This window comes from Delftia sp. RIT313 (genome assembly GCF_000632165.1).
GTDB lineage: Bacteria > Pseudomonadota > Gammaproteobacteria > Burkholderiales > Burkholderiaceae_C > Comamonas > Comamonas acidovorans.
This window is the reverse complement of record NZ_JFYT01000046.1, coordinates 153,667-179,859: the sequence shown is the minus strand read 5'-3', so window position 1 is coordinate 179,859 and position 26,193 is coordinate 153,667. Positions and strand designations below refer to the sequence as shown.

23 protein-coding genes are annotated in these 26,193 nt (G+C 65.9%); 7 read left to right on the top strand and 16 right to left on the bottom strand.

The features are described from left to right. The first annotated feature begins 305 nt into the window (after positions 1–305). Positions 306–2,630, top strand: coding sequence for a penicillin-binding protein 1A (locus tag BW39_RS13310; RefSeq protein WP_013800758.1), 2,325 nt, complete (start codon positions 306–308; stop codon positions 2,628–2,630). 78 nt (positions 2,631–2,708) lie between these two features. Here the strand turns inward: BW39_RS13310 and cyaY are convergent, their stop codons facing one another. After that, on the bottom strand, positions 2,709–3,047 hold the full coding sequence (gene cyaY / locus BW39_RS13305; protein ID WP_012207381.1) for an iron donor protein CyaY: 339 nt from the start codon (positions 3,045–3,047) through the stop codon (positions 2,709–2,711). A 12-nt stretch (positions 3,048–3,059) separates the two neighbouring features. Here cyaY and lptM point away from each other — a divergent pair, with 12 nt between their 5' ends. Next, positions 3,060–3,341 carry an LPS translocon maturation chaperone LptM gene (gene lptM, locus BW39_RS13300; protein WP_080518227.1) on the top strand — a complete coding sequence of 94 codons (282 nt, stop codon included), beginning with the start codon at positions 3,060–3,062 and terminating at the stop codon, positions 3,339–3,341. 91 nt (positions 3,342–3,432) lie between these two features. Continuing rightward, on the top strand, positions 3,433–4,260 hold the full coding sequence (locus tag BW39_RS13295; protein ID WP_043822222.1) for an MBL fold metallo-hydrolase: 828 nt from the start codon (positions 3,433–3,435) through the stop codon (positions 4,258–4,260). Here the strand turns inward: BW39_RS13295 and BW39_RS13290 are convergent. The 12 genes from BW39_RS13290 to BW39_RS13235 form a co-directional block, all read right to left on the bottom strand. Next, on the bottom strand, positions 4,257–4,877 hold the full coding sequence (locus BW39_RS13290) for a sulfite oxidase heme-binding subunit YedZ (RefSeq protein ID WP_043822220.1): 621 nt from the start codon (positions 4,875–4,877) through the stop codon (positions 4,257–4,259). The genes BW39_RS13295 and BW39_RS13290 overlap by 4 nt on opposite strands. Positions 4,878–4,890: 13 nt before the next feature. Beyond that, entirely contained in the window at positions 4,891–5,871 is a 981-nt protein-coding gene (msrP, locus tag BW39_RS13285) for a protein-methionine-sulfoxide reductase catalytic subunit MsrP (RefSeq protein ID WP_043822218.1), read from the bottom strand. Between the two features lie 182 nt (positions 5,872–6,053). Continuing rightward, the gene (gene ccsB / locus BW39_RS13280) at positions 6,054–7,394 is read right to left on the bottom strand and encodes a c-type cytochrome biogenesis protein CcsB (protein ID WP_043822216.1); all 1,341 of its coding nucleotides are present in this window, start codon (positions 7,392–7,394) and stop codon (positions 6,054–6,056) included. Continuing rightward, positions 7,391–9,574 carry a cytochrome c biogenesis protein ResB gene (locus BW39_RS13275; protein WP_043822215.1) on the bottom strand — a complete coding sequence of 728 codons (2,184 nt, stop codon included), beginning with the start codon at positions 9,572–9,574 and terminating at the stop codon, positions 7,391–7,393. The genes ccsB and BW39_RS13275 overlap by 4 nt, the downstream gene beginning before the upstream one ends. 139 nt (positions 9,575–9,713) lie before the next feature. Next, positions 9,714–10,364, bottom strand: coding sequence for a c-type cytochrome (locus BW39_RS13270; RefSeq protein ID WP_034397008.1), 651 nt, complete (start codon positions 10,362–10,364; stop codon positions 9,714–9,716). Between the two features lie 276 nt (positions 10,365–10,640). Further along, entirely contained in the window at positions 10,641–11,573 is a 933-nt protein-coding gene (locus tag BW39_RS13265; RefSeq protein ID WP_016450966.1) for an AraC family transcriptional regulator, read from the bottom strand. A 54-nt stretch (positions 11,574–11,627) separates the two neighbouring features. Next, positions 11,628–12,572 carry a carbohydrate kinase family protein gene (locus tag BW39_RS13260; protein ID WP_043822213.1) on the bottom strand — a complete coding sequence of 315 codons (945 nt, stop codon included), beginning with the start codon at positions 12,570–12,572 and terminating at the stop codon, positions 11,628–11,630. A gap of 5 nt (positions 12,573–12,577) precedes the next feature. After that, the gene (gene dalD, locus BW39_RS13255; RefSeq protein ID WP_043822212.1) at positions 12,578–14,002 is read right to left on the bottom strand and encodes a D-arabinitol 4-dehydrogenase; all 1,425 of its coding nucleotides are present in this window, start codon (positions 14,000–14,002) and stop codon (positions 12,578–12,580) included. A 64-nt stretch (positions 14,003–14,066) separates the two neighbouring features. Then, on the bottom strand, positions 14,067–15,125 hold the full coding sequence (locus BW39_RS13250) for an ABC transporter ATP-binding protein (protein WP_034397011.1): 1,059 nt from the start codon (positions 15,123–15,125) through the stop codon (positions 14,067–14,069). A gap of 45 nt (positions 15,126–15,170) precedes the next feature. Continuing rightward, a complete protein-coding gene (locus BW39_RS13245) occupies positions 15,171–15,989 on the bottom strand; it encodes a carbohydrate ABC transporter permease (protein WP_012207392.1) in 819 nt (272 codons plus the stop codon). A 7-nt stretch (positions 15,990–15,996) separates the two neighbouring features. Then, positions 15,997–16,890 (bottom strand): carbohydrate ABC transporter permease, encoded by an 894-nt coding sequence (locus tag BW39_RS13240; protein ID WP_052155331.1) that lies wholly within the window; start codon positions 16,888–16,890, stop codon positions 15,997–15,999. Continuing rightward, on the bottom strand, positions 16,887–18,197 hold the full coding sequence (locus BW39_RS13235) for an ABC transporter substrate-binding protein (protein ID WP_043822208.1): 1,311 nt from the start codon (positions 18,195–18,197) through the stop codon (positions 16,887–16,889). Before BW39_RS13235 ends, BW39_RS13240 begins: the two co-directional genes overlap by 4 nt. Positions 18,198–18,437: 240 nt before the next feature. On the opposite strand from BW39_RS13235, the gene BW39_RS13230 reads away from it, so the two are divergent. After that, on the top strand, positions 18,438–19,340 hold the full coding sequence (locus tag BW39_RS13230) for an SMP-30/gluconolactonase/LRE family protein (RefSeq protein WP_043822206.1): 903 nt from the start codon (positions 18,438–18,440) through the stop codon (positions 19,338–19,340). Positions 19,341–19,375: 35 nt separating this feature from the next. Here the strand turns inward: BW39_RS13230 and pgi are convergent, their stop codons facing one another. Then, the gene (pgi, locus tag BW39_RS13225) at positions 19,376–20,938 is read right to left on the bottom strand and encodes a glucose-6-phosphate isomerase (protein WP_043822204.1); all 1,563 of its coding nucleotides are present in this window, start codon (positions 20,936–20,938) and stop codon (positions 19,376–19,378) included. 140 nt (positions 20,939–21,078) lie between these two features. On the opposite strand from pgi, the gene zwf reads away from it, so the two are divergent. From zwf to BW39_RS13210, 3 genes are all read left to right on the top strand, one after another. Further along, positions 21,079–22,533 carry a glucose-6-phosphate dehydrogenase gene (gene zwf, locus BW39_RS13220; RefSeq protein ID WP_043822202.1) on the top strand — a complete coding sequence of 485 codons (1,455 nt, stop codon included), beginning with the start codon at positions 21,079–21,081 and terminating at the stop codon, positions 22,531–22,533. 224 nt (positions 22,534–22,757) lie between these two features. Then, a complete protein-coding gene (gene yihA / locus BW39_RS13215) occupies positions 22,758–23,510 on the top strand; it encodes a ribosome biogenesis GTP-binding protein YihA/YsxC (protein WP_043822200.1) in 753 nt (250 codons plus the stop codon). A gap of 45 nt (positions 23,511–23,555) precedes the next feature. Beyond that, positions 23,556–24,467 (top strand): alpha/beta fold hydrolase, encoded by a 912-nt coding sequence (locus BW39_RS13210; protein ID WP_043822197.1) that lies wholly within the window; start codon positions 23,556–23,558, stop codon positions 24,465–24,467. On the opposite strand, the gene BW39_RS13205 is transcribed toward BW39_RS13210, so the two are convergent. Further along, positions 24,461–25,327 (bottom strand): lysophospholipid acyltransferase family protein, encoded by an 867-nt coding sequence (locus tag BW39_RS13205; protein WP_016450956.1) that lies wholly within the window; start codon positions 25,325–25,327, stop codon positions 24,461–24,463. The genes BW39_RS13210 and BW39_RS13205 overlap by 7 nt on opposite strands. Then, on the bottom strand, positions 25,324–26,175 hold the full coding sequence (locus tag BW39_RS13200; RefSeq protein WP_081816200.1) for a lysophospholipid acyltransferase family protein: 852 nt from the start codon (positions 26,173–26,175) through the stop codon (positions 25,324–25,326). The genes BW39_RS13205 and BW39_RS13200 overlap by 4 nt, the downstream gene beginning before the upstream one ends. Positions 26,176–26,193 lie beyond the last annotated feature (18 nt).

The window sequence follows — 26,193 nt, the reverse complement described above, 5'->3', positions numbered from 1 at the left end:
CAGCAAGACTGCGCGCATCTCACCATGCCAGCCGGAGCACGCTTGGCGGTAGTGGCCAAAAACAGACATTATTGCGGGCCATCAAATGCGACATGAATGCACCCCTGCTTGCATGTCGGCCTGCACGCCTGGCTTAGGATGCGTGGCTTGCGGCCATGCTGGCAACCGTGTGCAGCCGTCTCCTACCGTCCTTCTGGGGCACGCATTTTTATAATGCGGCACTCCTCAGCACTCCCTGCGACATGCCGTCTTCAGACTCCCGAGAACCCCAGGCTGCAAAGCCTCGCTCCGCCCCATCCAAGCCCATGCACTGGTTTCCCAAGGCCTTGCTATGGCTGGCGGGCATCGCCGTCGCCGGCGCGCTGGCCTTGATGCTGACCGTGGCCGTGGCCCTGGCCATGGCCTACCCCAACCTGCCCGACGTGTCCGAGCTGGCCGACTACCGGCCCAAGCTGCCGCTGCGCGTGTACTCCAGCGAAGGCGCCCTGCTGGGTGAATTCGGCGAGGAGCGGCGCACGCTGACTCCCATCCAGGACATCCCCAAGGTGATGACCGACGCCGTGCTGGCCATTGAAGACACGCGCTTTTTCGAGCATGGCGGCGTGGACTACAAGGGAATGGCCCGCGCCGCGCTGGCCAATCTGGGCCGCGTGAAAAGCCAGGGCGCATCGACTATCACCATGCAGGTAGCGCGCAACGTCTATCTGTCCTCCGAGAAAACCTTTACACGCAAAATTTACGAAGTCTTACTGACTTTCAAGCTAGAGCATCTGTTGAGCAAAAACCAGATTCTCGAGATCTACATGAACCAGATTTATCTGGGAAATCGGGCCTATGGCTTTGCTGCCGCCTGTGAAGCCTATTTCGGCAAGCCACTGAAGGACATCACGGTGGCCGAGGCGGCCATGCTGGCAGGCCTGCCCAAGGCACCCTCGGCCTACAACCCGATCAGCAACCCCAAGCGCGCCCGCTCGCGCCAGCTCTACATCATCGAGCGCATGGAGGAAAACGGCTTCATCACCTCCGCCCAGGCCACTGAAGCCAAGGCCGAGCCGCTGAAGATCCGCACGGGCTCCTTCAACACCCGCGTACATGCCGAATACGTGGCCGAGATGGCACGCCAGCTGATCTTTGCCCAGTACGGCAACGAAGCCTATACGCGCGGCCTGAACGTCTACACCACCATCAATGCCGGCGAACAGGAAGCCGCCTACGCCTCGCTGCGCCGCGGCATCATGGACTACGAGCGCCGCCAGAAGTACCGCGGCCCCGAGAAGTTCGTGGCCCTGCCGGCCGACGCCGAGGACCGTGAAGACGCCATTGACGACACCCTGGCCAACCACCCCGACAACGGTGATGTGCTCGCCGCCGTGGTGCTGGATGCCAATCCGCGCAAGATCCTGGCGGCACGCGCCGACGGCGAACAGATCGAGATCACGGGTGAAGGCCTCAAGCCCGCCGAATCGGGCCTGAACCCCAAGGCACCGCCCAACATCAAGATCCGTCCCGGCGCCGTGATCCGCGTGGTCAAGACGCCCAAGAACACCTGGGAAATCACGCAGCTGCCCGAAGTGGAAGGCGCCTTCGTGGCCCTGGTCCCCCAGACAGGCGCCTTGCGCGCCCTGATCGGCGGCTTCGACTTCCAGAAGAACAAGTTCAACCACGTGACCCAGGCCTGGCGCCAGCCCGGCTCGGCCTTCAAGCCCTTCATCTACTCTGCGGCACTGGAAAAAGGCTTCTCGCCTTCCACCATGATCAATGACGCGCCGCTGTTCTTCAGCGCCGGCGTGACGGGTGGCCAGCCATGGGAGCCCAAGAACTATGACAGCCGCTACGACGGGCCGATGACCATGCGCACGGGCTTGAACAAGTCCAAGAACATGATCTCCATCCGCCTGCTGCAGGCCGTGGGACCCAAGCAGGGACAGGAGTGGGTCACGCGCTTCGGCTTTGACGCCGCCAAGCATCCGGCCTACCTGACCATGGCGCTGGGTGCCGGAGCGGTCACGCCGCTGCAGTTGGCTGCCGGCTACTCCGTGTTCGCCAATGGCGGCCACCGCGTCAACCCCTGGCTGATTGCCCGTGTCACCGATCACAAGGGCCGCATCCTGTCCGAATTCACGCCGCCCCCGGTGCAGGAACTGCCCCAGGCCATCGACGCGCGCAACGCCTTCATCATGGACAGCCTGCTGCAGGACGTGGCGCGCGTGGGCACGGCAGCACGCGCGCAGTCCACGCTCAAGCGTCCCGACCTGTACGGCAAGACGGGCACGACCAACGACTCGGTGGATGCCTGGTTCGCAGGCTTCCAGCCCACGCTGGCCGCCGTGTCCTGGATCGGCTACGACACGCCGCGCAACCTGGGCAGCCGCGAGACGGGCGGCGGCCTGAGCCTGCCCATCTGGATCGGCTTCATGCAGCATGCCCTCAAGGGCGTGCCGGTGGCAGAGATGCCTGTGCCCCCTGGCGTCGTGAACATGGGCGGCGAGTGGTATTACGAGGAAAACGCGCGCAACGGCGGCGTCAGCAGCCTGGGCATGGACAGCGCCTCCACGGGCGGCGCTGCAGGCGCCACGCCCCCGCCCGCCACCGAGGAGCGCAACCGCATCCTCGACCTCTTCCGCAACTGACCGCCAACAAGCGGTTGACCACGCAAGAAAGCCCGGCCATGCCGGGCTTTCTTCATGGAGCCTGCCGATAACAGTGGATCAGCGTGCCGAGAACTGCAGCGCCAGGCCCGACTGCTCGGTGGCGTAGCGGCTCAGGTTGGCGAAGAACTCGCCCGCGCCCTTGGTATCGAGCCAGGCGCCCTGCGCCGCGTCGTAGCGGTAGTGAAAGCCGCCGGCCTTGGCCGCCAGCCAGATTTCGTGCAGCGGTTTTTGCTGGTTGATCACGATCTGGCTGCGGTTGGCAAAGACCAGGGTCACCATGCCACCCACGCGCTGGGCATCGAGGTCGGCATCGGTTTCATCGTTGATGCGATCGCAGTCTTGCTCCACCGCCAACAGCAGTCGTTCGGCAAGGTCCAGAAATTCTTGGTCGGTCATTACAATTCGCTTATGTTGAAAGCCTCGCAAATTCTAGTCAGGTGCATTGCCCTTGGCGCCTGTGCGGCGTCCCTGGCCGCCTGCGGCCAGAAAGGCCCGCTGTTTCTGCCCAGCTCGCCTGCGGCCAGCCACCGCGCCACACTGCCGCAGACCCTGGGCATTTCCAGCCCGGCCGAGCGTGCAACGCCCGCACCTGCACCCACCACCTTGCCCGCTGGCCCGTCAAGTGCCGCCGTCGAAGAAAGCTCAACCCCCACCGGCACCACGGACTCCCGCAAGCAGCAGGCCGACTGAGTCGGCAGCCGCGCTGCGGCTTGATGCACATCAACACCGCTGCCAAGCATGGCGCTTAGAGTGACTTTCTCTTGTCCCTCGACAACCCGCCATGCCCGTAGAGCTCTACCGAGACAAAAACCACGCGTGCCTGATGTTCACCGACCTCATCGAGGAAGATGGACAGGCCATACAGGCCAATCAGTTCCTCATCGTCGATGACGACACGGGCGCCATCATCGACCCGGGCGGCAATCTCGCATTCAACGAGCTGTTCATGGGCATGTCGCGGCATTTCGCGCCGCACAAGCTGTCCTATCTGATCGCTTCCCACGCCGATCCAGACATCATTGCCTCGCTGGACCGCTGGATGACCAGCACCAAGGCACAGCTGGTGATCTCGCGCATCTGGGAGCGCTTCGCGCCCCACTTCACCAAGGTCGGCAAGACCGAAAACCGCGTGATCGGCGTGCCGGACGCCGGTGGCCGGCTGCCGCTGGGCCGCCATGAGCTGCACCTGCTGCCCGCCCACTTCCTGCATGCCGAAGGCAACTTCCACTTCTACGACCCAGTCAGCCGCATCCTCTTCACGGGCGATCTGGGCGTGTCCCTGATGAACGGCATCGAGGCGCAGGTGCCCGTGACCGACCTCGTGCCGCACATCGCGCGCATGGAAGGTTTTCACCGCCGATACATGGTCTCCAACAAGATCCTGCGGCTGTGGGTGCAGATGGCGCGCCAGCTGCCCATCGACATGATCGTGCCCCAGCACGGCGCGCCCATCATGGGCGCCAAGGCGATTGCCGACCTGTTCAACTGGCTCGAAGGACTGCAGTGCGGCATCGACCTGTTCGACCAGCGCAACTACCAGTTGCCCTTGGCGGACATCGACCCCGTGACCCGCCAGCTGCGCCCTGCCCTGCGCGCCGTGGCCGGCTAGCGCCTGGCGCGCCGGCGGCGCAGTGCATGGACCACGCGCCAGGCCAGCAGCAGCGCAAGAATGGCGGCGTACACGCCGACCTCGGCGAAGTTGTTCTTGCCTGCGCGCATCCAGAAGAAATGCAACAGGGCCAGCGCCGCGACCGCATAGATACAGCGGTGCAGCCACTGCCAGCGCCTGCCGCCCATGGCGCGCATGACACGGTGCGGTGAAGTCACCGCCAGAGCGGTCAGCAAGAGCAGGGCCGCAAAGCCCACCAGAATGAATGGGCGCTTCGGGATGTCGAGCACGATCTCGCCCCAGTCCAGCCCCATGTCGAACCATGCATAGCACAGCAGGTGCAGCAGCGCGTAGAAGAACACATACAGACCCAGCATGCGCCTGAAGCGCGCCAGTGCCGTCAGTCCCAGCGCCTGGCGCAGCGGTGTCACGGCCAGCACCACGCACAGAAAGCGCAAGGTCCAGTCGCCGGTGGAGCGCAGCAAGGCCTCGGCCGGATTGGCGCCAAGCGTGTTCAGGATGGCTCCAGCCAGCAGCCACGCAAAAGGCAGCAGGCACACAAGGAACACCAGCGGCTTGGCCGTCCGGTGCAGCAAAAGACGCTGCACCGCCGTCATTGCATGGGCCACATCAATAGAACTTCTTGAGGTCCATGCCGGCGTAGAGCTGGCCCACCTGGGCTTCGTAGCCATTGAACAGCTGCGTCTTGCGCTTCTTGGCGAACAGGCCGTCTTCGCCAATGCGCCGCTCCGTGGCCTGGCTCCAGCGCGGGTGCGGCACGTCGGGGTTCACATTGGAATAAAAGCCGTACTCGTTGCGCGCCGCCTTGTTCCAGGCCGTGCCCGGCTCCTTGTCGGTCAGGCGGATGGCGACGATGCTCTTGGCGCTCTTGAAGCCGTACTTCCACGGCACGACCAGCCGCACGGGCGCGCCATTCTGGTTGGGCAGCACCTCGCCATACATGCCAAAGGCCAGCAGCGTCAGCGGGTGCATGGCTTCATCAAGGCGCAGCCCCTCGGTGTAAGGCCAGTCCAGCACGCCGCTGCGCAGGCCCGGCATCTGCGCCTTGTCGGCCAGGGTCACGAATTCCACGTACTTGGCACTGCCCAGCGGCTGCACCTTGCGCAGCAGCTCGGCCAGGGAATAGCCCACCCAGGGAATCACCATGGACCAGCCCTCCACGCAGCGCAGCCGGTAGACGCGCTCTTCCTGTGGAGCGAGCTTGAGCAGCGCATCCAGGTCCAGCGTCTGCGGCTGCTGGACCAGGCCCTCGATCTTCACCGTCCAGGGGCGGGTCTTGAGCGTGTGGGCGTTCTTGGCGGGATCGTCCTTGTCCAGCCCGAATTCGTAGAAGTTGTTGTACTGGGACACATCGGCATAGGCCGTGACACGGTCCATGGTGTTTGCGCCCACTACCTGGGAAGGCACGGAGGCCAGCGCCGCCAGCTTGCCGGGGCGCTGCACGCCCGCCGCCCAGCCGGGCAAGGCCGCGCCCGCCGAGCCTGCGGCCAGGTACTGCAGCCAGGCACGGCGCTTGAGGTAGCCGGCCCGGGGCGTGATCTCGCTGCCTTGCGGGTGTTGGAAGCCGTTGTCGTGGGAGCGGATCAGCATGGGAATCTCCTGGTGTGCCGGCAGGCACGGGGCGCTATTGCTGGCGATATGGCGATTGGGAGCCTCGCAGGCGCGCGCAAGTTCCCTGCGGCACCGATGCGATGGTGCACGAAAAAGCGGCATGCGCCTGAACGCATGCCGCTGCCCTTATCTTGCCACTGTCACTCTGCCACTGTCGTGGCTCAAAGCTCGCCGTAGCTGTGCAGCCCCGACAGGAACATGTTCACCCCCAGGAAGGCGAAGGTGGTGATGGCCAGTCCACCCAGCGCCCACCAGGCGGACACCGTGCCGCGCAGGCCCTTGACCAGGCGCATGTGCAGCCAGGCCGCGTAGTTGAGCCAGACGATCAGCGCCCAGGTTTCCTTGGGGTCCCAGCTCCAGTAGCCGCCCCAGGCCTCGGCCGCCCACAGCGCACCCAGCACGGTGGCGATGGTGAAGAAGGCAAAGCCCACGGCGATGGATTTGTACATCACATCGTCAAGCAGCTCGAAGCTGGGCAGGCGCTCGGCGATGCGCTTGCGCGCCAGCAGGATGCCGGCCACGATCAGCGCCGAGATGCCGAAGTAGACCATCCAGTAGCTGCCGCCGTTCTGGGTTGCGCCCTGGCGGAAGACGATGGGCTCGAAGCACAGCACCACACCCAGCATCCACAGCGGCGCGAGCTTGTACCAGCGGGTCTCTGTCGCCTGCTGCTTGATCAGGTAGGCAAAGGAGACCATGGCTGCCAGCGCAAAGGTGCCGTAGCCGATGAAGTTGGCCGGCACGTGCAGCTTCATCCACCAGCTCTTGAGCGCCGGCACCAGCGGCTGGATCTCGTGCGCCTCGCGCACCAGCGTGTACCACAGCAAAAAGCCCACGGCCGCGCTGACCACCAGCATCACGAAGCCACCCAGGGCGCGCGTGTCGTAGTGCTGTTCGTAATAGAGATAGAAAAGCGCCGTCATCCAGCAGAACATGACGAACACTTCATAGAGATTGCTGACCGGGATGTGGCCTACATCGGGGCCGATCAGGTAGCTCTCGTACCAGCGCACCATGGTGCCCACCAGCGCCAGCGTCACGGCCAGCCACGCCAGGCCCGAGCCCAGCAGCGACAGCGCCGTGCCCTCGCCCCGCGCAAACATGCCGATCCAGTAGAAGATGGTGCTCATGAAGAACACCATGCTCATCCAGAGAATGGCCGACTGGCTGGACAGGAAGTACTTGAGGCCGAACACCGTGTCCGAGCGCGCCAGTTGCGCCCCTTCAGGCCCCTGGTAGAGCCCGATGGCCAGCAGCGACAGCCCGGCCACCACCAGCATCAGCCCGCGCAGCGGGCGCCAGAACCAGCCCAGCCATATGGCCGAGGGAATGGTGCCGACCAGGATGCACTTTTCGTAGACATCCATGTACTCGCCATAGCGCTGCAGCGCATACAGCAGTCCCGCCCCCACCAGGGCCGCGAACACCCAGTCGAACCAGTTGCGGCGGGCGAAGAAGCCCTCGTTGAGCGTCAAAGTCGTCGTGGTAGTGGCGGTGTTCATGCGGAACCTCCGGGGGATTTCTTGTGGATCGGCTCGGCGCCTATCAGCTTGCCGGCCAGCATGGCGAATTCTCTATCACCATCGAGTGTCTTGCGATTGGTGGACAAGGCCATTTCGGCATGGCTTTCCCCATCGCGGGGCGTGAGCCAGATCCAGAGGCGGCGGTCGCGCACGTACAGCATGCAGAACACGCCGATGATGAGGAACAGGCAGCCCAGATACACCACGTTCTTGCCCGGGGCGCGCGCCACCTGGAAGACGCTGGCCTGCACCTGCTTGAAGTCCTGCAGCATGAAGACCATGGGCATGGGGTAGAACTGCGCATCGCTGAGCGAGAACACGGCCTGGGTCATGAAGGACTGCGTCTGCTCGCTGGGCTCCAGGGGCGCCTGGCCCGCCTGCGTGCGCACGATCTGGGCCAGCTCGAACAGCACGCCGTTGAGAATGCGCACCAGCACCTCGCCCGCGCGTTCGCGCTCGGCCGCAGGCACATTGCTTTCCATGAAGTCCGAGATGGCCTGCAGCCCGCCCAGCGGCTTGCCGTCCGGCCCCTTCTTGTCGGTCTGGCCCGCGAACAATTCCAGCGCCTTGGTGGCCGACTGCGCCAGCGCGCCACTGAGTTCGGCACGCGAGGAATCGATGGCCTTGGCCACATAGGCCTTGGCAGCCTGCTCGCGCAGCCGGGGGTCCTGCAGCGCGCTGCGCAGACGCAGGAAGGTGTCCATCTCGCTTTCGGGATCGGCGGGAATGCGCAGGTAGCGCATGGCATCGGCCTGGTTGTCGCGCACGCCCAGCAGGAACACGCGCTGGCCGTCGCCCGTGTCCACGGGCAGCATGTAGTTCTGGAACTCGCGCGCCTGGCCCGAGGCATCGCGCAGCTTGTAGCGGATGCTGGGGCCGATGTTGCGCAGCTCCTTCTTGGTCACGGTCTTGTGGGCCGCGCCCAGGCGCTCGTCGATGGCCTGCTTCAGGTCCACCTTGCGCACATCGGTGCCGCTGCCATTGGCCCCGCCGCCACCGCCGAAGTTCTCCACGTTGATGGTGCGCAGTTCGGCAAACTCCAGCGTCACTGTCTCGTCCTTGCCGTCCGGGAGCTTGCGCACGAACTGATCCGATCCGCCGATCACGCCCTCGACATCAAAGGGCTTGGCTCCCGCCTCCAGCGGCACGGCGCGCAGCTTCACCGACGAGCCGCCGTCGTCAAAACTGGACTGGTAGATCTCGATGCCACGGTAGCTGGCCGGGTGGTTGACCTCGATGCGCTTTTCCAGCTTCTCGCCCGTGGCCTTGTCGTGGATGACGACCTCGCTGGCGAACAGCTTGGGCATGCCCGTGGAGTAGTACTCCACGATGAATTTCTTGAGTTCCACCGCAAAGGGCAGCTCCTGCAGCAGCACGCCGTCGGACTGCGACAGGATGGCCGTGCCTGCCGTGCCGCCCTCGGTCACCAGCAGGTTGCCTCGGAAGGTGGGGTTGCGCTCGCTCAGCCGGTGCTGCTCGGACACCTCGGAGATCAGGCCACCGCCGGTATAAGGTGTTTTGCCTCCCAGCCACATCTGCGCGCGCACGATGAGGTCGCCATCGAACAGCCCCCCCAGGCAGATCAGCACGATGGCGCTGTGGGCCGCGATATAGCCCAGCTTGTGGGCCGCGCCCGCCTTGGCCGCCAGCATCCAGCCCGTGCCGGGACCGGCCGCCGTGTCGCGCTGTTGCAGCCGCACCTTCCAGCCGCCCGATACCAGCTGCTGGCCCAGGCGCCTGGCGGCCTCTTCGGTGCTGCCGGGCACCACGTTCTGCGCACGGTGGCCGAAGGCCTTGAGGCTTTGTTCGCGAACGTTTTCCTTGTAGCTGCGCAGATCGGCCAGATACTTGGGCGCATGGCGTGCCACGCACAGCGAGGTGCTGATCACCAGAAAGGCCAGGATCAGCAGGAACCACCAGGCGCTGTAGACCGCATTGAGCTTGAGCGCGAGGAACAGTTGGGCCCAGAAAGGCCCGAACTGGTTGACGTAGTTGCCCACCGGCTCATGCTGCTTGAGCACGGTGCCGATCACCGAGGCAATGCAGATGACCGTCAGCAGCGAGATCGCGAAGCGCATCGATGCCAGCAGCTCCAGGGTCGCGCGCGCGGCCTGCGGGCGGGAGGGAGCAAGAGCGGCACCGGAAGAGTTGTCTGACATGAAGAACGAAAAGCCAAAACCCGAATGAAAAAAGCGGGACCATCTGCATTCATGCGATGGACCCGCCTGGCTTGGGGTGTCTATAAAGCAATAGGTTCCCGGTGATTACCCTGGGAACCGCGTCGGCCCCGGGATCGCATCAACGCAGGCCAGCGATGTAGTCTGCCACGGCCTTGATTTCGCGATCGTTAAGCTTGGCAGCAACCTGCGTCATCTGAATGCTATTGCCGCGCTTGCCGTCACGGAAGGCGGTGAGCTGGGTCGTGGTGTAGTCGGCATGCTGGCCCGCCAGGCGCGGGTACTGGGCTGGAATGCCGGCGCCGTTGGGGCTGTGGCAGCCCGCGCAGGCAGCAATGTTGCGCTCCTGGATGCCGCCGCGGTAGATGCGCTCGCCCATGGCCACCAGGTCCTTGTCCTTGGCAAAGCCGTCCTTGGGCTTTTGCGTGTGCAGCCAGGCGGCGATGTTCTTCATGTCAGGCTCGCTGAGCATGCTGGCAAAGCCCTTCATCACGGGGTCCTTGCGCTTGTCGCCCTTGAACTCCAGCAACTGCTTGACCAGGTACTCGGGATGCTGGCCGGCCAGCTTGGGCTGCAGCGGGATGGTGGAATTGCCGTCGGCCGCATGGCATGCCGCGCAGACAGCCGTGTAGCTGGCCTCGCCCTTCGCCAGGTCGGCCTTGGCCGCCTTCGGCTGTGCCGAGGCAGCAGGTGCCTCGCCAGCGGAGAAAGCGGGAAAGGCGGGGGCTGCAGCAAGAATGGCAGCCGTCAGCAAAGAGGCAAGCAACTTCATATCGAGGGCGTGGTTCTGTTGTTGAAAGCGCAAAATTCGGCGGATTCTACAATGGGGTCCCCTGTGATTGATATCGTCAGGAACCCTGGTTTCGCCCCTGCGCACAGAGGAAAACATATTCCTTGATCGTGGTCACAAACTGGCCACGGATTCGGTACTGAACATATGTTTTTCGCAGCCCAGCATATCGATCTGTGCCAGCGCGGCAATAAGGGCTCTACCCATGTGGCGCGCAATACCACACCCTTGCGCCCCAGATTCCGCTTCCCCGTCGCTTCAACCCGCGCCGAAGCGGCTGTCCGCCTGGCGGCGGAACTCCGAGGGTGTCATGCCCTTGATCTCCAGGAAGCGCCTGTTGAAGTTGGCCACGTTGTTGAAGCCCACCTGGTAGCAGATGTCGGCGATGAAGCTGTCGGTCTGCATGAGCAGGTGGCATGCGCTGTTGATGCGTACCCGGCTGACGAAGTCGGTGAAGCTGTTGCCCGTGGCCCGGCGGAAGAAGCGGCTGAAGCGGCTCTCGCTCATGCCCAGCTCGGCCGCCACGTCGGCCAGGCTCAGCGGCTCGCTCACGCGCGCCATGATGCGGTTGACCACCTCGTTGATCTGATCCACCTGAGCCTCGCCCTGGGCGCCCTGCATCTGCACGGCTGACAGCAGCCGGTAATCAGTGCACTCGGCCAGATCGGACAGCAGCGCGCAAAAGGCCGTGAAGCGGCGCATTCCGCGCGCACTCCTGACCGCATCCCAGTGCGCGCGCGCCGTCTGGGCCAAGCCGAAGAACTCGATGCCATGGCGCGCACGGTCCAGCAGTTGAAGCACCTCGCGCATCTCCGGGATCTGCTCGGCCGCACGGGCGATGGGGTCGTGGTTGAAAAGGATCACGTAATCGCGTGCAGGCGAGCCCCCATCTGGCGCATCGAACGAGATCCAGTTGTGCGGCAAGCGCGGGCCGCACAGCACGAGGTGGCCGGGCTCGAAGGGGCCTATCCAGTCTCCCACGAAGGCGCGGCCCGAGGTGTCGGTGATGAGGTGCAGCTCGTACTCCTCATGGAAATGCCAGCGCACCAGGGGGCTTGGGAAACCATGTGCCAGGCAGCGCACCAGGCCGCTGCCCTCCATATCCTCATAGCCCAGCGCGGGCGTTCGCACGAAATCGCGCTCCAGTTCAGGGTGACGCTGGCGGGGTGTGCGGCGGCGTGGACTGGTCATGGCGGCGTGAAGGTTTCTAGAGAGGCCATGGGCAAACAGTATCACCAGCGGCGGCTAACCACCGCAATGGGCTGCCAGCGCGGCATCGAGTTCCGCGCGCCGGGGCGGCTGGGCACCGGCGCGCGTGCAGTTGAGCGCTGCGGCCGTTGCGGCAAAGCGCAGCACCTGGCGCCACGCGCTCTCGGGCAGCTCCTGCAACTGGCCCGGCTGCTCGACTCCCTGCTCCAGCAGCGCAACCGACAGCGCCGCGCCAAAGGTGTCGCCCGCGCCGATGGTATCCACCAGTTGCACGGCCGGCGGCTGCACCGACACAGGCGCCTGTCCTGCACGCAGCAAGGTCGCGCCGGCCGCTCCGCGCGTGAGCACCACGGCCCGGGGACCCAGCGCCAGCCAGCGCCCGGCGGCCTCCAGCGCCGGAACGCCGGGCGCGATAAAGGCCAGGTCCTCATCGCTGAGCTTGACCAGGTCTGCCTGGGCCAGCCAGCCCAGGCAGTCGCGCCGGAAGGCCTGGGTATCGCGGATCAGCGTGGGCCGCACGTTCGGGTCGAAGACGATGATGCGCCGTCCGCGCTCAGCCGCCACCAGGTCCAGGATGCGCGGCCCGACAGGGGTGTGCAGCAATGCGATGGAGCCGAACTGCAGATAGCGGCATTCGGGCGGCAACTCGGGCAGCTCGGCAGGTGCCCACAGCGTGTCCGCCGTTGCCTGCGTATAGAAGGCATAGCGGTTGGTGCCTTGCGCATGCTCGACAAAGGCCAGCGTGCTGGGCGCATCGCAGCGCTGCACCAGGCGCATGTCCACGCCGTTGCCCTGCAGGTGCGCGAAAAGGCGCTCGCCGAAGAGATCGCGCGACAGTTGCGAGACAAAGCCCGTGGCCTGCCCGAGCCGAGCGGCGGCCACGGCACAGTTGGCGGGCGCGCCTCCTTCATGGCCCTGGAAGGCCAGGCCACCCGTGGCGGTGAAATCGATCAGGGCTTCGCCCGCGATGGCTATGCGCATGCGTTCTACCTCGCTGCCTGTTGGACAAAAGCATGGACACGGTCTGTGGCACGGCGGACCGCCTCCACCAGATGCGGATGGCCCGCGGCCTCACCCCACAAGGGCACTTCGGCACACAGCGCGGCCACGGGGTCGGTGGCGGCGCAGATGGCGTGTGCCACTGCGGGGTCCATGGCCTGATCCTGGTAGGCATAGGGCAGTGTGTCATGGTGCCAGCGCTGCAGAAAAACCAGGAACAGCGCCGGCAGCATGGCCACGGCATCCATGGACGCGCCCTGCGCGATGCGCTCGCGCACCGTGGGCGCGATGAAGCCCGGGATCTTGGCAAAGCCGTCGGCCGCCACGCGCTGGTTGGTGTCGCGTATCGCAGGGTTGCCGAAGCGTTCCAGCACGGTGTCGCGGTAGGCCGGCAGGTCCAGGGCCGATGCCTTTCCGGGTGTTGCAAGGCAGGGAATCACGTCCTGCGTCACATAGTCCCATGCCATCTGGCGTATCGCCGGCACGGCACTGCCTTCGTGGATGAAGCGCAGGCCCGCCAGCGTGCCGGCCCAGGCAATGCAGCTGTGGCTGGCGTTGAGGATGCGGATCTTGGCCTCCTCGTAGGGGGCCACGGAAGGCACCATCTCCACGCCCACGCGCTCCCAGGATGGGCGGCCTGCGACGAAGCGGTCCTCTATCACCCACTGTGAAAAGCTTTCGGCCGTCACGGCGGCCGCATCGTCCCAGCCCGTCGCAGCCTGCACGCGCTCGCGCAGCTCCGGCGGCGGGCGCGGGGTGATGCGGTCGACCATGGCATTCGGGCAGCTGATGTTGTGCCCTGCCCACTCGGCCAGTTCCTGCAGTTGCGCCAGTTGCATGAAGGCCAGCAGGCCGGCCAGCAGGCGATCGCCGTTGTGGCGCAGGTTGTCGCAGCTCAGCAGTGTGACCGGGCCGGCATGAGCACAGCGGCGCAACTGCAGGATGGCGCACAGCACGCCATAGATCGTCTCTCCGACCTGCCCCTGGCGCATGCGGCCGATGTCGGCCGCAAGCTCCGGGCTGCCGGTGTCCAGCACGCCGCTGCCATCGAGGTAGTAGCCAGCCTCGGTCACGGTGAGGGAGATGACACGTGTGCAGGGGCTGGCTCCGCGCGCGATCACGGCGGCCAGCCCGGGCGCATGGGGGATCACTTCGCGCAGGGCCTCGATGCGTTGGTAGCGCACCGATCCGCCAGGCGCAATCGTCTCCAGTGTGTAAGCCCCTCCCTGCCGCACCAGCGCCTCCAGCGTCTGCGCCATGTCGGAGCGCAGGTTGGCCCCCACCAGCTCCCATTGCGTGTCCCCTGCATCGATCAGCCGCTGTTGATAGGCGGCCTGGTGCGCACGGTGAAAGGAACCCAGACCCAGGTGCAGCACCGTGGGTATGGAAAGATGCGGAACAATCGCGTTCATGGTGACCAGAGGGAGATGAGGAAGAAAGGATGACTGCGCCGGGCAGCCTCTCGGAGCGAAGCGCTCAGGCGCCTGCCAGCGTGCGTCCCTGGCGGTCGAACAGGTGCAGTGCGCAGCCGGTGTCCAGCGCGACGGACACCGCGTCGCCCACGGCCAGTGGCGTGCGCTCGGCCTGGCGCGCAATGAGCTGCGCCCCGCCCACGCTGACATGGATCAGCGTGTCGGCGCCCAAGGCCTCGATCAGGTCCACGCGGCCCATGACCTGTCTCTGTGCAGCGGCATCGGTTGCGACCTGCGCTCTGGCCACGCGCAAGGCCTCGGGGCGTATGCCCAGCGTGCCGTCGGCGGGCAGGCGGCCCTGCGTGGCCCCGGAGAACACGGGCAGTGCCCCGGCGGCGATCAGGTTCATCGACGGCATGCCGATGAACTGCGCAACGAACTGGTTGGCCGGATGGTCGTAGAGCGCCAGGGGTGCGCCCACCTGTTCGATGCAGCCATCGCGCAACACCACCACGCGGTCGGCCAGGGTCATGGCCTCGACCTGGTCATGGGTGACATAGATGGTGGTGGCGCCCAGCGCCTTGTGCAGCTTGTGGATTTCCACCCGCGTGTTGCCGCGCAGCGCCGCATCGAGGTTGGACAGCGGCTCGTCGAACAGGAACACCTTGGGCGCACGCACGATGGCCCGGCCTATGGCCACGCGCTGACGCTGGCCGCCCGACAGATCGCGCGGCTTGCGCTCCAGATAGGGCGTGAGGTTGAGCGTCTCGGCCGCCTGCCCAACCTTTCGGCGTATTTCCTCTTTCGGCACGCCGGCCAGGCGCAGCGCGAAGGACATGTTGTCGTACACGCTCATGTGCGGATACAGCGCATAGCTCTGGAACACCATTGCCAGGTCGCGCTCGCCCGATGGCGCATGCGTGATGTCGCGCCCGTCGAGCAGCAGCTGCCCCGAAGTGATGCTCTCCAGCCCGGCGATCAGGCGCAGCAGCGTGGACTTGCCGCAGCCCGAAGGCCCGACGAAGACGATGAATTCGCCGCGCTCGATGGCGAGGTCCACGCCGCGGATGATCTGCGCCTCTCCGAAGCGCTTGCGTATGTCCTGAAGTTGCAGATAGGCCATGGTTTTCCTTGTGCAGCACAAAGCCGCGAAATGGATGCCGGACGGCTACTTGACGGCACCAAAGGTCATGCCCTGCACCAGTTGCTTCTGGCTGAACCAGCCAAACACCACGATGGGAGCGATGGCGATCAGCGAAGCGGCCGAGAGCTTGGCCCAGAACAGCCCTTCGGGGCTGGCATACGAGGCGATCAGCGTGGCCAGCGTGCCGGCCCGGGCGCTGCTCAGGTTCAGCGACCAGAAGGCCTCGTTCCAGCTCAGCACCAGGCACAGCAGCCCGGTGGAGGCAATGCCGCCCACAGCCAGCGGCAGCACCACATGGCGGAACTCGGCCCACAGGCCTGCGCCATCCATGCGCGCCGCTTCCAGGATCTCGTTGGGGATGTCCTTGAGCGCGCTGTAGAGCATCCAGACCATGATGGGCAGGTTGGACAGCGTGAAGACGATGACCAGCACGGTGAGCGAATCCAGCAAGCCCGCCCCTTGCGCCAGCACATAGATGGGCAGCAGGGCCCCCACGGCCGGCATCATCTTGGTCGAGAGCATCCACATGAGCACGTCGCGCGTGTGGCGGCTGCGAAAGAACGCCATGGAGTAGGCAGCAGGCACGGCGATGGCCAGGCCGATCAGGGTCGAGGCCAGACTGGTGATCAGCGAATTGCGCGCATACAGCAGGTAGTCGCTGCGCTGCTGCACTTCGCCGAAGTTGGCCAGCGTGGGCTCGAACACGAACAGCGGCGGCACGGCAATGGCCTGCAGTTCCGTCTTGAAGGCCGTCAGGAAAAGCCAGGCCAGCGGAAAGAACAGCAGCAGTGCCACGGCCCATGCCGCAGCGGCGCGCACCAGGGTGGAGGAACTTGTTTTCATCATGCCCTCAGTCCAGGCTCTTGCCGACGATGCGGATCAGGAAGAGGGAGACGATGTTGGCCAGCACCACGGCAAACAGTGCACCGGCCGAGGCCACGCCCACGTCGAAGTTCATCAGCGACTGCTTGTAGATCAGGTAGGTCAGGTTGGTGCTCTCGTTGCCGGGCCCGCCCGCCGTGGTGATGGCGATCTCGGCGAACACGCTGAGCAGGAAGATCATCTCGATCATCACCACCACCGCCATGGGCCGCGCCAGATGGGGCAGCGTGAGGTAGTAAAAGCGCTGCAGGGCGTTGGCGCCATCCATGCGCGCCGCCTCCATCTGCTCGCGGTCCAGCGACTGCAGCGAGGTGATGAAGATCAGGCAGGCGAAGGGCAGCCATTGCCAGGACACCATGACGATGACGGACAGCAGCGGCATCTCGGTGAGCCAGTCCACGGGCTGCAGTCCGAAGGCCCTCCACAGGCTGGCCAGCACGCCATAGATCGGGTTCATCATCATGTGTTTCCACAGCAGCGCATTGACCGTGGGCATCACGAAGAACGGCGAGATCAGCAGCACCCGCACGACGCCGCGCCCCGGAAACGGCTCGTTGATCAGCAAAGCGATCAGCACGCCCAGCACCAGGGTGATCAGCACCACGCTGGCCAGGAAGTTCAGCGTGTTCCACACGGCGGGCAGGAAGTCCGGATCGGTGATGAAGAAGGCGTAGTTGCCCCAGCCGGCGAAGCGGTGCTCGCCCGGCTGCATGAGGTTGTAGTTGACGAGCGAGAAATAAATCGTCATCAACAAGGGCACGAGCATCCAGCACAGCAGCACGGCCACGGCGGGCGCCATCAGGGCGCGGGGCAGCAGGCGCCTGGCGGACGCCGCCCTGTCGGGAGTCCTATCGGCCCTCATTTGTAGTAGCCGCTTTTCCTCATCTCGCGTTCGGCCAGCGTCTGCGAGGTACTGAGCGCCTGCTCCACCGTGACCTTGCCCGACAGTGCGGCGCTCATCTGCTGTCCCACGGCAATGCCAATGGCCTGGAACTCTGGAATCGCGACGTACTGCACGCCGGCATAGGGCGACTTGGGCTCGGTCGCATCGGTCAGGCTCACGCTGTCGATGGCCCGCTTCTCGGCTGCGGCAAAGCCCGCCACCTTCTGGAACTCGGCATTGGCATAGGTGGACTGGCGCGTTCCTGTGGGCACGGCACGCCAGCCGTGCTCCTGCGCTACCAACTGCACATACTCCCTGGAGGTGGCCCACTTCACGAAGACCTGGGCCGCATCGGCCTTCTTCGAGCTGGAGGGAATGGCCAGGTTCCAGGTCCACAGCCAGGTCGATCCCTTGGGCGTGCTGGCCACGGGTGCAGCCGCATAGGCCACCTTGTCGGCCACCTTGGATTGCTTGGGGTCGCTCACGAAGGAGGCGGCGATGCTCGCATCCACCCAGGCGCCGCACTTGCCCTCGTTGAACAGGGCCAGGTTCTCATTGAAGCTGTTGGCCGAGGCGCCCGGGGGGCCATAGGCCTTCATCAGGTCCACATAGAAACCCACGGCCTTCTTCCAGGCGGGTGTGTCGATCTGCGGCTTCCACTGCATGTCGAACCATTGGCCGCCGAAGGTATTGGCCATGGTGGTGATCAGGGCCATGTTGTCCCCCCAGCCCGGCTTGCCGCGCAGGCAGATGCCGTAGACCCCGGCCTTGGGATCGTGGACCTTGGAGGCGAACTCCCGGACCTGCTCCCAGGTGGGCTTGTCGGGCATCTGAAAACCCGCCTTGTCCGCCAGGTCCTTGCGGTACATGAGCATGGAGCCTTCGCCATAGAAGGGCGAGGCATAGAGCTTGCCTTCGTAGGACAGGCCTTCGCGGATGGTGGGCAGCAGATCGGCCGCGTCATAGGCGGCATCGGTGGCAATGGGCTGCAGCCAGCCCTTCTTCGACCAGATCGGCACCTCGTAGATGCCCACGGTCATCACATCGAACTGGCCGCCCTTGGTGGCGATGTCGGTGGTCACGCGCTGGCGCAGCACGCCTTCTTCCAGCGTCACCCATTTGAGCGTGATGTCGGGGTGGGCCTTCTCGAACCGGGGGGTGAGCTTTTGCATCTCGATCATGTGGCCGTTGTTCACGGTGGCGATCACGAGTTCGGTGCCGGCGAGTGCGCCCGCTGCGGCAGTGGCCATGGCCCATGTAAGGCTGGCCTTGAGCAAGCTGTGCATTTTTGTCTCCTTGTTCCCTGGTCTTCGAATGCTGGATCACCGCGCCTCCCATCCCGGCTGCGGATGAGGCATTGTGGCGACGGCCTCGTGCCTGGACTGGTACGACAGATGCGCCTTTCAATACTTTTATGCGCAGCCAAGCCGGTGATATCCCTAAGCCGATGCATCAAACCATTTGCCGCTGCTGCGGTGCGTCCCGACCTCCTAGAATTCCGTTCATCCGCATCTCCGAGGCAGACCATGGCCGTGCAGCGCATCCCTGTTCCACCGAGTGCACTCGGCGAGTCCCCCTTCTGGCACCCGCAGGAACACCGGCTCTACTGGTGCGATATCCAGGACCGGCACATCCATTCCTGGGAGCCCGCCACAGGCCTGCACCGCAGCTGGGCCACGCCCAGCGAACCGGGCTGCTGCGCTCCCACGGACCGGGGCCGCATCGTGGTGGGGCTGCGCGATGGCTTCGGCCTCCTGGACACCGCCACGGGACACACCGAAATGATCGCCCGCCTGGACCATGATCCGCAGCAGCTGCGGCTCAACGACGGGCGCTGCGACCGCGCCGGGCGGCTGTGGGCGGGGTCACTGTTCTCGCCCAAGACGGCGCCCGATGCCGCGCTGTGGTGCCTGCGTGCGGACGGCGCCGGAGGCTACGCTGTTCAGCGCATGGCAGGCGACTGCACCACGGCCAACGGCCTGGCATTCAGCCCCGATGACGACTGGATGTACTGGGCAGACACGCCAGCCCACCGCATAGACCGTTTTGCCTTCGACCTGGAATCCGGCACGCTGGGCACGCGCTCGCTGTGGAAGGCCTTCGCGCCCAAGGCCGAGGGCAGGCTCTATGGCGGCCGCCCCGACGGCGCCAGCGTCGACGTCCGGGGCAACTACTGGGTGGCCATGTACGAAGGCGACTGCGTGCTGCAACTGAGCCCCGAGGGCGATGTGCTGCAGCGCCTGGACACGCCCGTGCGCTGCCCCACCATGGTCTGCTTTGGGGGGGAGGACCTGCGCACGCTGTACATCACCTCGGCCGGACACGGCCGGCCCGATCCGGAGCGATCGGCGCAGGTGCCTGCCGGCGCACTGATGGAGTGCCGTGTCGATGTGCCGGGCCTGCCGGTGAACAGCTTCCGCGAAGCCTGAGCCTGCACAGCCCCGGCAACGTGTTGCCAGGGGCGTCAGGCCCGCATGCGCTGCAGCAGTCCTGCGGTCGATGCATCGAGCTGCGCCACATCCCCGCTGGCCAGGCGCTGCTGCAGGTCGCGCGCCAGCAGCTTGCCCAGCTCCACCCCCCACTGGTCGAAGCTGTTGAGGCCCCACAGCGCGCCCGCCACGAACACGCGGTGCTCCTGCAGGGCGATCAGCGCACCCAGCGCCGCCGGCGTGAGCGCATCCAGCAGTACGAAGGTACTGGGCCGGTTGCCCGGGAAGTGGCGATGGCCATCATCGCAGGAACGCCCCTGCATCAAGGCCTGGGCCTGGGCCAGGGCGTTGGCCAGCAGTTGCTCATGGTGGCCCTGCAGGCCGTGCGACGGCCGCTGCACGGCGATGATCTCCAGCGGCACGATGTCCGTCCCCTGGTGCAGCATCTGGAAGAAGGCATGCTGCCCATCCGTACCAGGCTCGCCCCAGAGCACGGGGGCTGAGCCCAGCGCCAGCGGCCGGCCCTGGCGGTCCACGCGCTTGCCATTGCTCTCCATCTCCAGTTGCTGCAGATAGGCCGGCAGGCGCCGCAGGCCTGCGTGGTAGGGCGCAATGCAGCGGCTGGCAAAGCCCAGCAGATTGCGGTTCCAGACATCGAGCAGGCCCAGGCGCACGGGCAGGTTGGCCTGCAGCGGTGCCGTGCGGAAGTGGTGGTCCATGGCATGCGCGCCGGCCAGCAGGTCGCGGAATGCCGCAGCTCCCACGGCGAGGGCCACGGGCAGCCCGATCGCCGACCACAGCGAATAGCGCCCGCCCACCCAGTCCCAGAAGCCGAAAGTGGTGGTGATGCCCATCTGCGCAGCCGCCGAGGCATTGGTGGTCAGCGCCACGAAATGCCGCGCCACATCTTCACCGCCCTGCGCATGGAACCATTGCAGTGCGCTGCGCGCATTGGTCAGCGTCTCCTGCGTGTTGAAGACCTTGGAGGCCACGATGAACAGCGTGCTGCGCGGCTGCAGCCCATCGAGCACCGATTGCAGCTCATGCCCATCCACGTTCGAGACGAAGTGCAGGCGCCGCCGTGCATCGCACATTCCCTGCAGCGCCTGCACGGCCATCTGCGGCCCCAGGCCTGATCCGCCGATGCCCATGCACACCACATCGGTGATGCCGGCATCGGCCCTCACGCGCTCGGCATAGGCCAGCATGGCATCCAGCGTTTCGTGCACCTGGGCCAGGGCCCATGCCAGGCCCGGCGGCGACTCGCCGCGCGGGCAGCGCAGCAGCGCATGCAGCACGGCGCGGCCCTCGCTGCCGTTGACGTGCTCGCCGGCGAACATGGCATCGCGCTGCTGCTCCACTGCGCACTCGCGCGCCAGACGCAACAGCAGCGCCTCGGCCGGTGCATCCCAGAGGTTCTTGGACAGGTCTGCAAAACAGTGTGGCGCCTCCTGGCTGAAGTGCGCGAACCGGCCGGGATCATCGGCAAAGGCGTGGCGCAGATCGAAGCCCTTGCGCAGGGCCAAGGCATGGTGGTGCAGCTCAGGCCAGACAGTGGCATGGTCGCAGCGCGGGGGCTGGGGAATGACGGACAGCATGGGATGAAAGTAATCCGATTACCAAATCGACAACACATCTCTGGAACAAAACCTCAATACCTTCCTATAATTTATCCGATTCTTCAAAATTTCGGTAACCAAGTTACCAAAAAATAGACACACCAACTTGTGGAGACAGCATGGGTTTCGATCTGGTTTTGTTCGGTGGCACGGGTGATCTCGCATGGCGCAAGCTCATGCCCGCGCTGTTCCAGGCGTTCCGCCATGGCACCCTCCCCGAGGGGGGACGCATCCTGTGCGTGGGTCGCGATGATCTGAGTGATGACCAGTACCGCGCGCTCATCCAGGGCCGCTTCGAAAAGGTGGAACTGTCCAAGCGCCCCAGTCCAGAGGAGTTCTCGCGTTTCGCGGCCCTGCTGCACTACCTGCGCATGGACCTGTCGCAACCTGCCGACTACGAGCGCCTGGCCACGGCGCTGAACACGCGCGGCGCCGAGACGGTGGTGATGTACCTGGCCACTGCGCCCAGCCTGTTCACCACGGTCTGCGAGCAGATTGCCGCCGTGGGCCTGAATGGCCCGCAGACGCGCGTGGTGCTGGAAAAGCCGCTGGGCCACGACCTGGCCTCCAACCAGGCCATCAACGCCACGCTGCGCAAGGTCCTGCGCGAAGAGCAGGTGTTCCGCATAGACCACTACCTGGGCAAGCCCTCTGTGCAGAACCTTCTGGCGCTGCGCTTTGGCAATGCGCTGTTCGAGCCGCTGTGGCGGCGCGAGACCATTGCCAACATCCAGATCACCATTGCCGAGGAACTGGGCGTGGAAAGTCGCGGCGCGTTCTACGACCAGACCGGCGCGCTGCGCGACATGGTGCAAAACCATGCGCTGCAGCTGCTGTGCGCCATCGGCATGGAGCCGCCGATCAACGCATCGGCCCATGCCATCCGCGACGAAAAGCTCAAGGTGCTGCAGTCGCTCAGGCCCTGGACGCCGGAAACCCTGAGCCAGCACGTGGTGCGCGGCCAGTACCTGGCCGGCGCCAGCCAGGGCCAGCCCGTATCCGCCTACCAGCAGGAAAAAGGCGTGGCGGCCGGCAGCCAGACCGAGACCTTCGTCGCCCTGCGCACCGAGATCTGCAACTGGCGCTGGGCCGGCGTGCCCTTCTACATCCGCACCGGCAAGCGGCTGGCAGGAAGGGATGCGCGCATCGTCGTGAACTTCCGGCCCGTGCCCCATCCCATCTTCCGCTCGCCCCTGTCCGAAGCCAACCGCCTGGTCATCAACCTGCAGCCCAAGGACGGCCTGGAGCTGCACCTGCTGGCCCAGGGCGCCACCCAGCAGCAGGCCGAGCCTTCGCTGGCCCCCGTGCACCTGAACCTGGACTTCGATCAGCGCTTCGGCGCCAAGCGCGTGGGCGCCTACGAGCGCCTGCTGCTGGACGTGATCGCCGGGCGGCTGAATCTGTTCGTGCGCAGCGACGAGCAGGAACAGGCCTGGCGCTGGGTGGAACCCATACTGCAGCACTGGCGCAACGATCTCTCGGGGCCGCGCGGCTACGCGGCTGGCAGTTGGGGGCCCAGCGCGGCCAGCGCGATGATTGCGCGGGATGGGTTTTGCTGGAGCGAGGAGGTTTGAGGCTCCCCCTGAGGCGCTGCGCGCCTTCCCCCTCTCTACTCGCTACGCGAGGGAGGGGGACGACGCCCTCGCCGCGAGGCGGCTCTTGCTCGGCGTCTCTCGCCTGACAGCGCCAGCTTCCTGCGCCGCGCCTGCATATGGCGCCACGCAGTTGGCATATGGCCCGTGAGAAACGCTGAATCATGGGGGAACCTACAATGAGGCCCCGAGAGACTGACCACACCATGAATCCTGCTGCGCCGGCTGCCGATGCCGCCCCCACTTCCTCCCTGATCGATCCCAAGCTCGCCATGGGATGGATGCACACGACGCGCTTTTTGACGACGGCTGCGCAACTGCACCATCTTCCCAAGGTCGATGTGCCCGAGATCGCGTTCGTGGGCCGCTCCAATGCCGGCAAGTCCACCTGCATCAACACGCTGACGCAGCAAAAGCAGCTGGCCTTCGCCTCGAAGAAGCCCGGCCGCACGCAGCACATCAACCTGTTCTCCCTGGGCAAACAGGGCGTGACCGACGCCGTGCTGGCCGATCTGCCCGGCTACGGCTACGCCGCCGTGTCGCGCACGGACAAGCAGCGCTGGCAGCGCGTGATGCTGAACTATCTGGTCAGCCGCGAGAGCCTGACGGGTATCGTGCTGCTGTGCGATCCGCGACTGGGCCTGACCGAACTCGACGAAGCCTTGCTCGATGCCCTGCGCCCGCGCGTGCAGGAGGGCCTGAAGTTCCTCGTGCTGCTGACCAAGGCCGACAAGCTCACGCGCGCCGAGCAGGCCAAGGTGCTGTCCATCACGCGGCTCAATGCCGGCGGTGGCGAGGTGCGCATGTTCTCCGCGCTCAAGAAGCAGGGTGTGGACGAGGTGGCCCAGCTGCTGTGGCACTGGAGCCATCCCGAAGGGCTGGCCCAGCCGGCCGTGGCTGCACCGCAGGCGGCCGTCGCAGCCGCGACGCCCGGCGAGAGCGACAGCCCCCAAGATTAGCGCCCTGAGGCGCTCGTGTAGCCAGCGCCCCGCAAGGAGCGCAACATGGTGACCACCTGCATTCGCGAGCTGCCTCACGGCATCCATCTGCACTGCCGCGTCAGCGGCGAACCCGGCCGGCCGTTGCTGCTGTTCCTGCACGGCTTTCCCGAGGGCAGCTTCATCTGGGAAGGCATGCTGGAGCAGTTCGGCACGCAATGGCGTTGCGTCGCACCCGATCTGCGGGGCTTTGGCCATTCCAGCCAGCCGGCCGGCGTGGAGCAGTACAAAGCCAAGCACCTGCTGCAGGATCTGGCGGCGCTGATCGCCATCGAAAGCCCTGGCGCACCCGCAGCCTGCGTGATCGCCCACGACTGGGGCGGTGCCCTGGCCTGGGGTCTGGCCAATCGCCATCCCGGGCTGATGCAGCGGCTGATGATCCTCAACGCCCCGCATCCAGGCGCCTTTCTGCGCGAGTTGCTGGACAACCCCGTGCAGCAGGCCGCAAGCCAGTACATGCATTTCCTGCGCCGCCCCGACGCGCCCGCCCTGCTGGCCGACAACGGCTGGCAGCGCATGCTGGGATTTTTCCGCACACCGCAGGGCGAGTTGCCCGGCTGGCTCACGCCGCAGTTGCAGCAGCGCTACCGCGAGCACTGGGACCTGGGCGTGCAAGGCTCCTGCCACTACTACGGCGCCAGTCCCCTGGTGCCGCCCCGGCCCGAAGATCCGGACTCAGCCGTCGCACTGCGCAACCTGAGACTGCCGCCCGAGATGCTGGACATCGGCGTGCCCACGCATGTGCTTTGGGGCGACAGCGACCCGGCGCTGCAACCTGCCCTGGTCGAAGGCCTGGAGCCGTGGGTGCCGCGCCTGACGGTGCAGCACCTGGCAGGCACTTCGCACTGGGTCGTGCACGAGCAGCCCGATGCGGTGCGGCAAGCGCTGGAGCAGTTCCTGTCCCGCCCCGTTCAGTAGACCGAAGGCTCGCCCTCGGGCCGGGTCTTGAAGCGCCTGTGCACCCAGTAGTACTGGTCGGGCATGGTGCGAATCGCCGCTTCCAGCTCGCGGTTCATGCGTGCCGTGTCGGCCTCGGCATCGTCGGTGGGAAAGTCCGTCCAGGCCGGCGTGATCTCGGCCACGTAGCCCGTGGGCGTCATGCGCGTATACATGCCCAGCACCTTGGCCCGGCCCAGGCGCGCGAAGCGCGACAGCGAGGGGATGGTGGCCGCGTTCACGCCGAAGAAGGGCACGAAGACCGAGTCGTTGCGGCCGAAGTCCATGTCGGGCAGCAGATACAGCAGCCCGCCCTTGCGCAGGCTGGAGATGATGGGCTTGACCCCGTCGGCGCGGTTGAGCATGCGCACGTCGCCAAAGCGCTGGCGCCCTGACATGAACCACTCATCGACCGCAGGGTCCGGATGGGTGGAGAAGATCGAGGTGAAGGGCCGCGTGGTGTGCAGAGGCAGCGCCAGGCCACCCGCATCCATGCTGTAGAAATGCGGCGCGAACAGGATGGTGGGCGTATCGCCATCGAGCTCATGCACGGCGCCCTGCAGCTTCACGCGCTCGGCCACCACCTCGCGCGGCGCGGCCCACAGCCAGCTGCGGTCCAGCCAGGTCTGGCAAAAGACGATGAAGTTGCTGCGCGCCAGGTCCACGCGCTGCGCCTCGGTCAGCTCGGGAAAGCACAGCGCAAGATTGCGCAGCGCCACCTTGCGGCGCGGCGCGGCCAGCACGAACAGCACACGCCCCAGAAACGCACCCAGACCCCGCAGCCACGGCAGCGGCATCCAAGCCAGCGACCGCATCAGCCACACGCCGATGCGCCCGCTCATGCACCCACCTCGCCAGCAGGTGCTTCACGGCGCGGCTGCTTGTAGCGCGCATAACCCCACAGGTACTGCTGCGGGCATTGGCGGATGGTCTGCTCCATCGCCTCATTGATCTGCTGCACCGCAGCTTCCAGATTCTCGGACAAGGGCACGGGCAACTCCTCAAGATACAGCGCATAGCCCCGCCCCCAGGACAAGCGCTCACAACGGGCCACGATCACCGCGGCCCCCGTCTGCAACGCCAGCCGCGCCGCCAGCGTCATCGTATAGGCATCACGGCCGAAGAACGGCGACCAGACGCCCTGCCCCTCGGGCGGAACCTGGTCTGGCAGCAGCCCCACGGCCGCGCCCTTGCGCAGCGCCTTGATCATCTGGCGCACGCCGGCCAGCGTGGTCGGCACAGCCTGCACGCCGGGGCGGTTGCGCGCCGTCTCCATGACGCGGGCCAGCCAGGGCTGGCGCGCGGGGCGGTAGAGAATGGTGATCTCGCCATGCTCGGCCGACCATTGCCGCGCCGCATGCTGCACTGACAGCTCGAAGCAGCCCAGGTGCGGCGTCAGAAAGATGATGCCGTGCCCGGCCGCGTAGGCCCGGCGCACGCATTCCTCGTTGTGCATCTCGCAGCTCGGCTGCCTGCCCATCCACATGCGCGGCAGCTCCGCCACCATGCGCCCCGCGTGTCCCACGGCCGGCGCCACGGCGCCCAGGCCGTAGCCGGCCTGCCGGGCGTTGGCCAGAAAGCGGCGCCGGTACGTGGCCGAAGCGGCGAACGCCACCCAGCCCATGAGCGCGCCAAGGGGGTGCAATAGCCACAAAGGCAGTGCAGCAAACAGTCGGAACAGGGATGGCATTAAAATGATGGGTGTCGC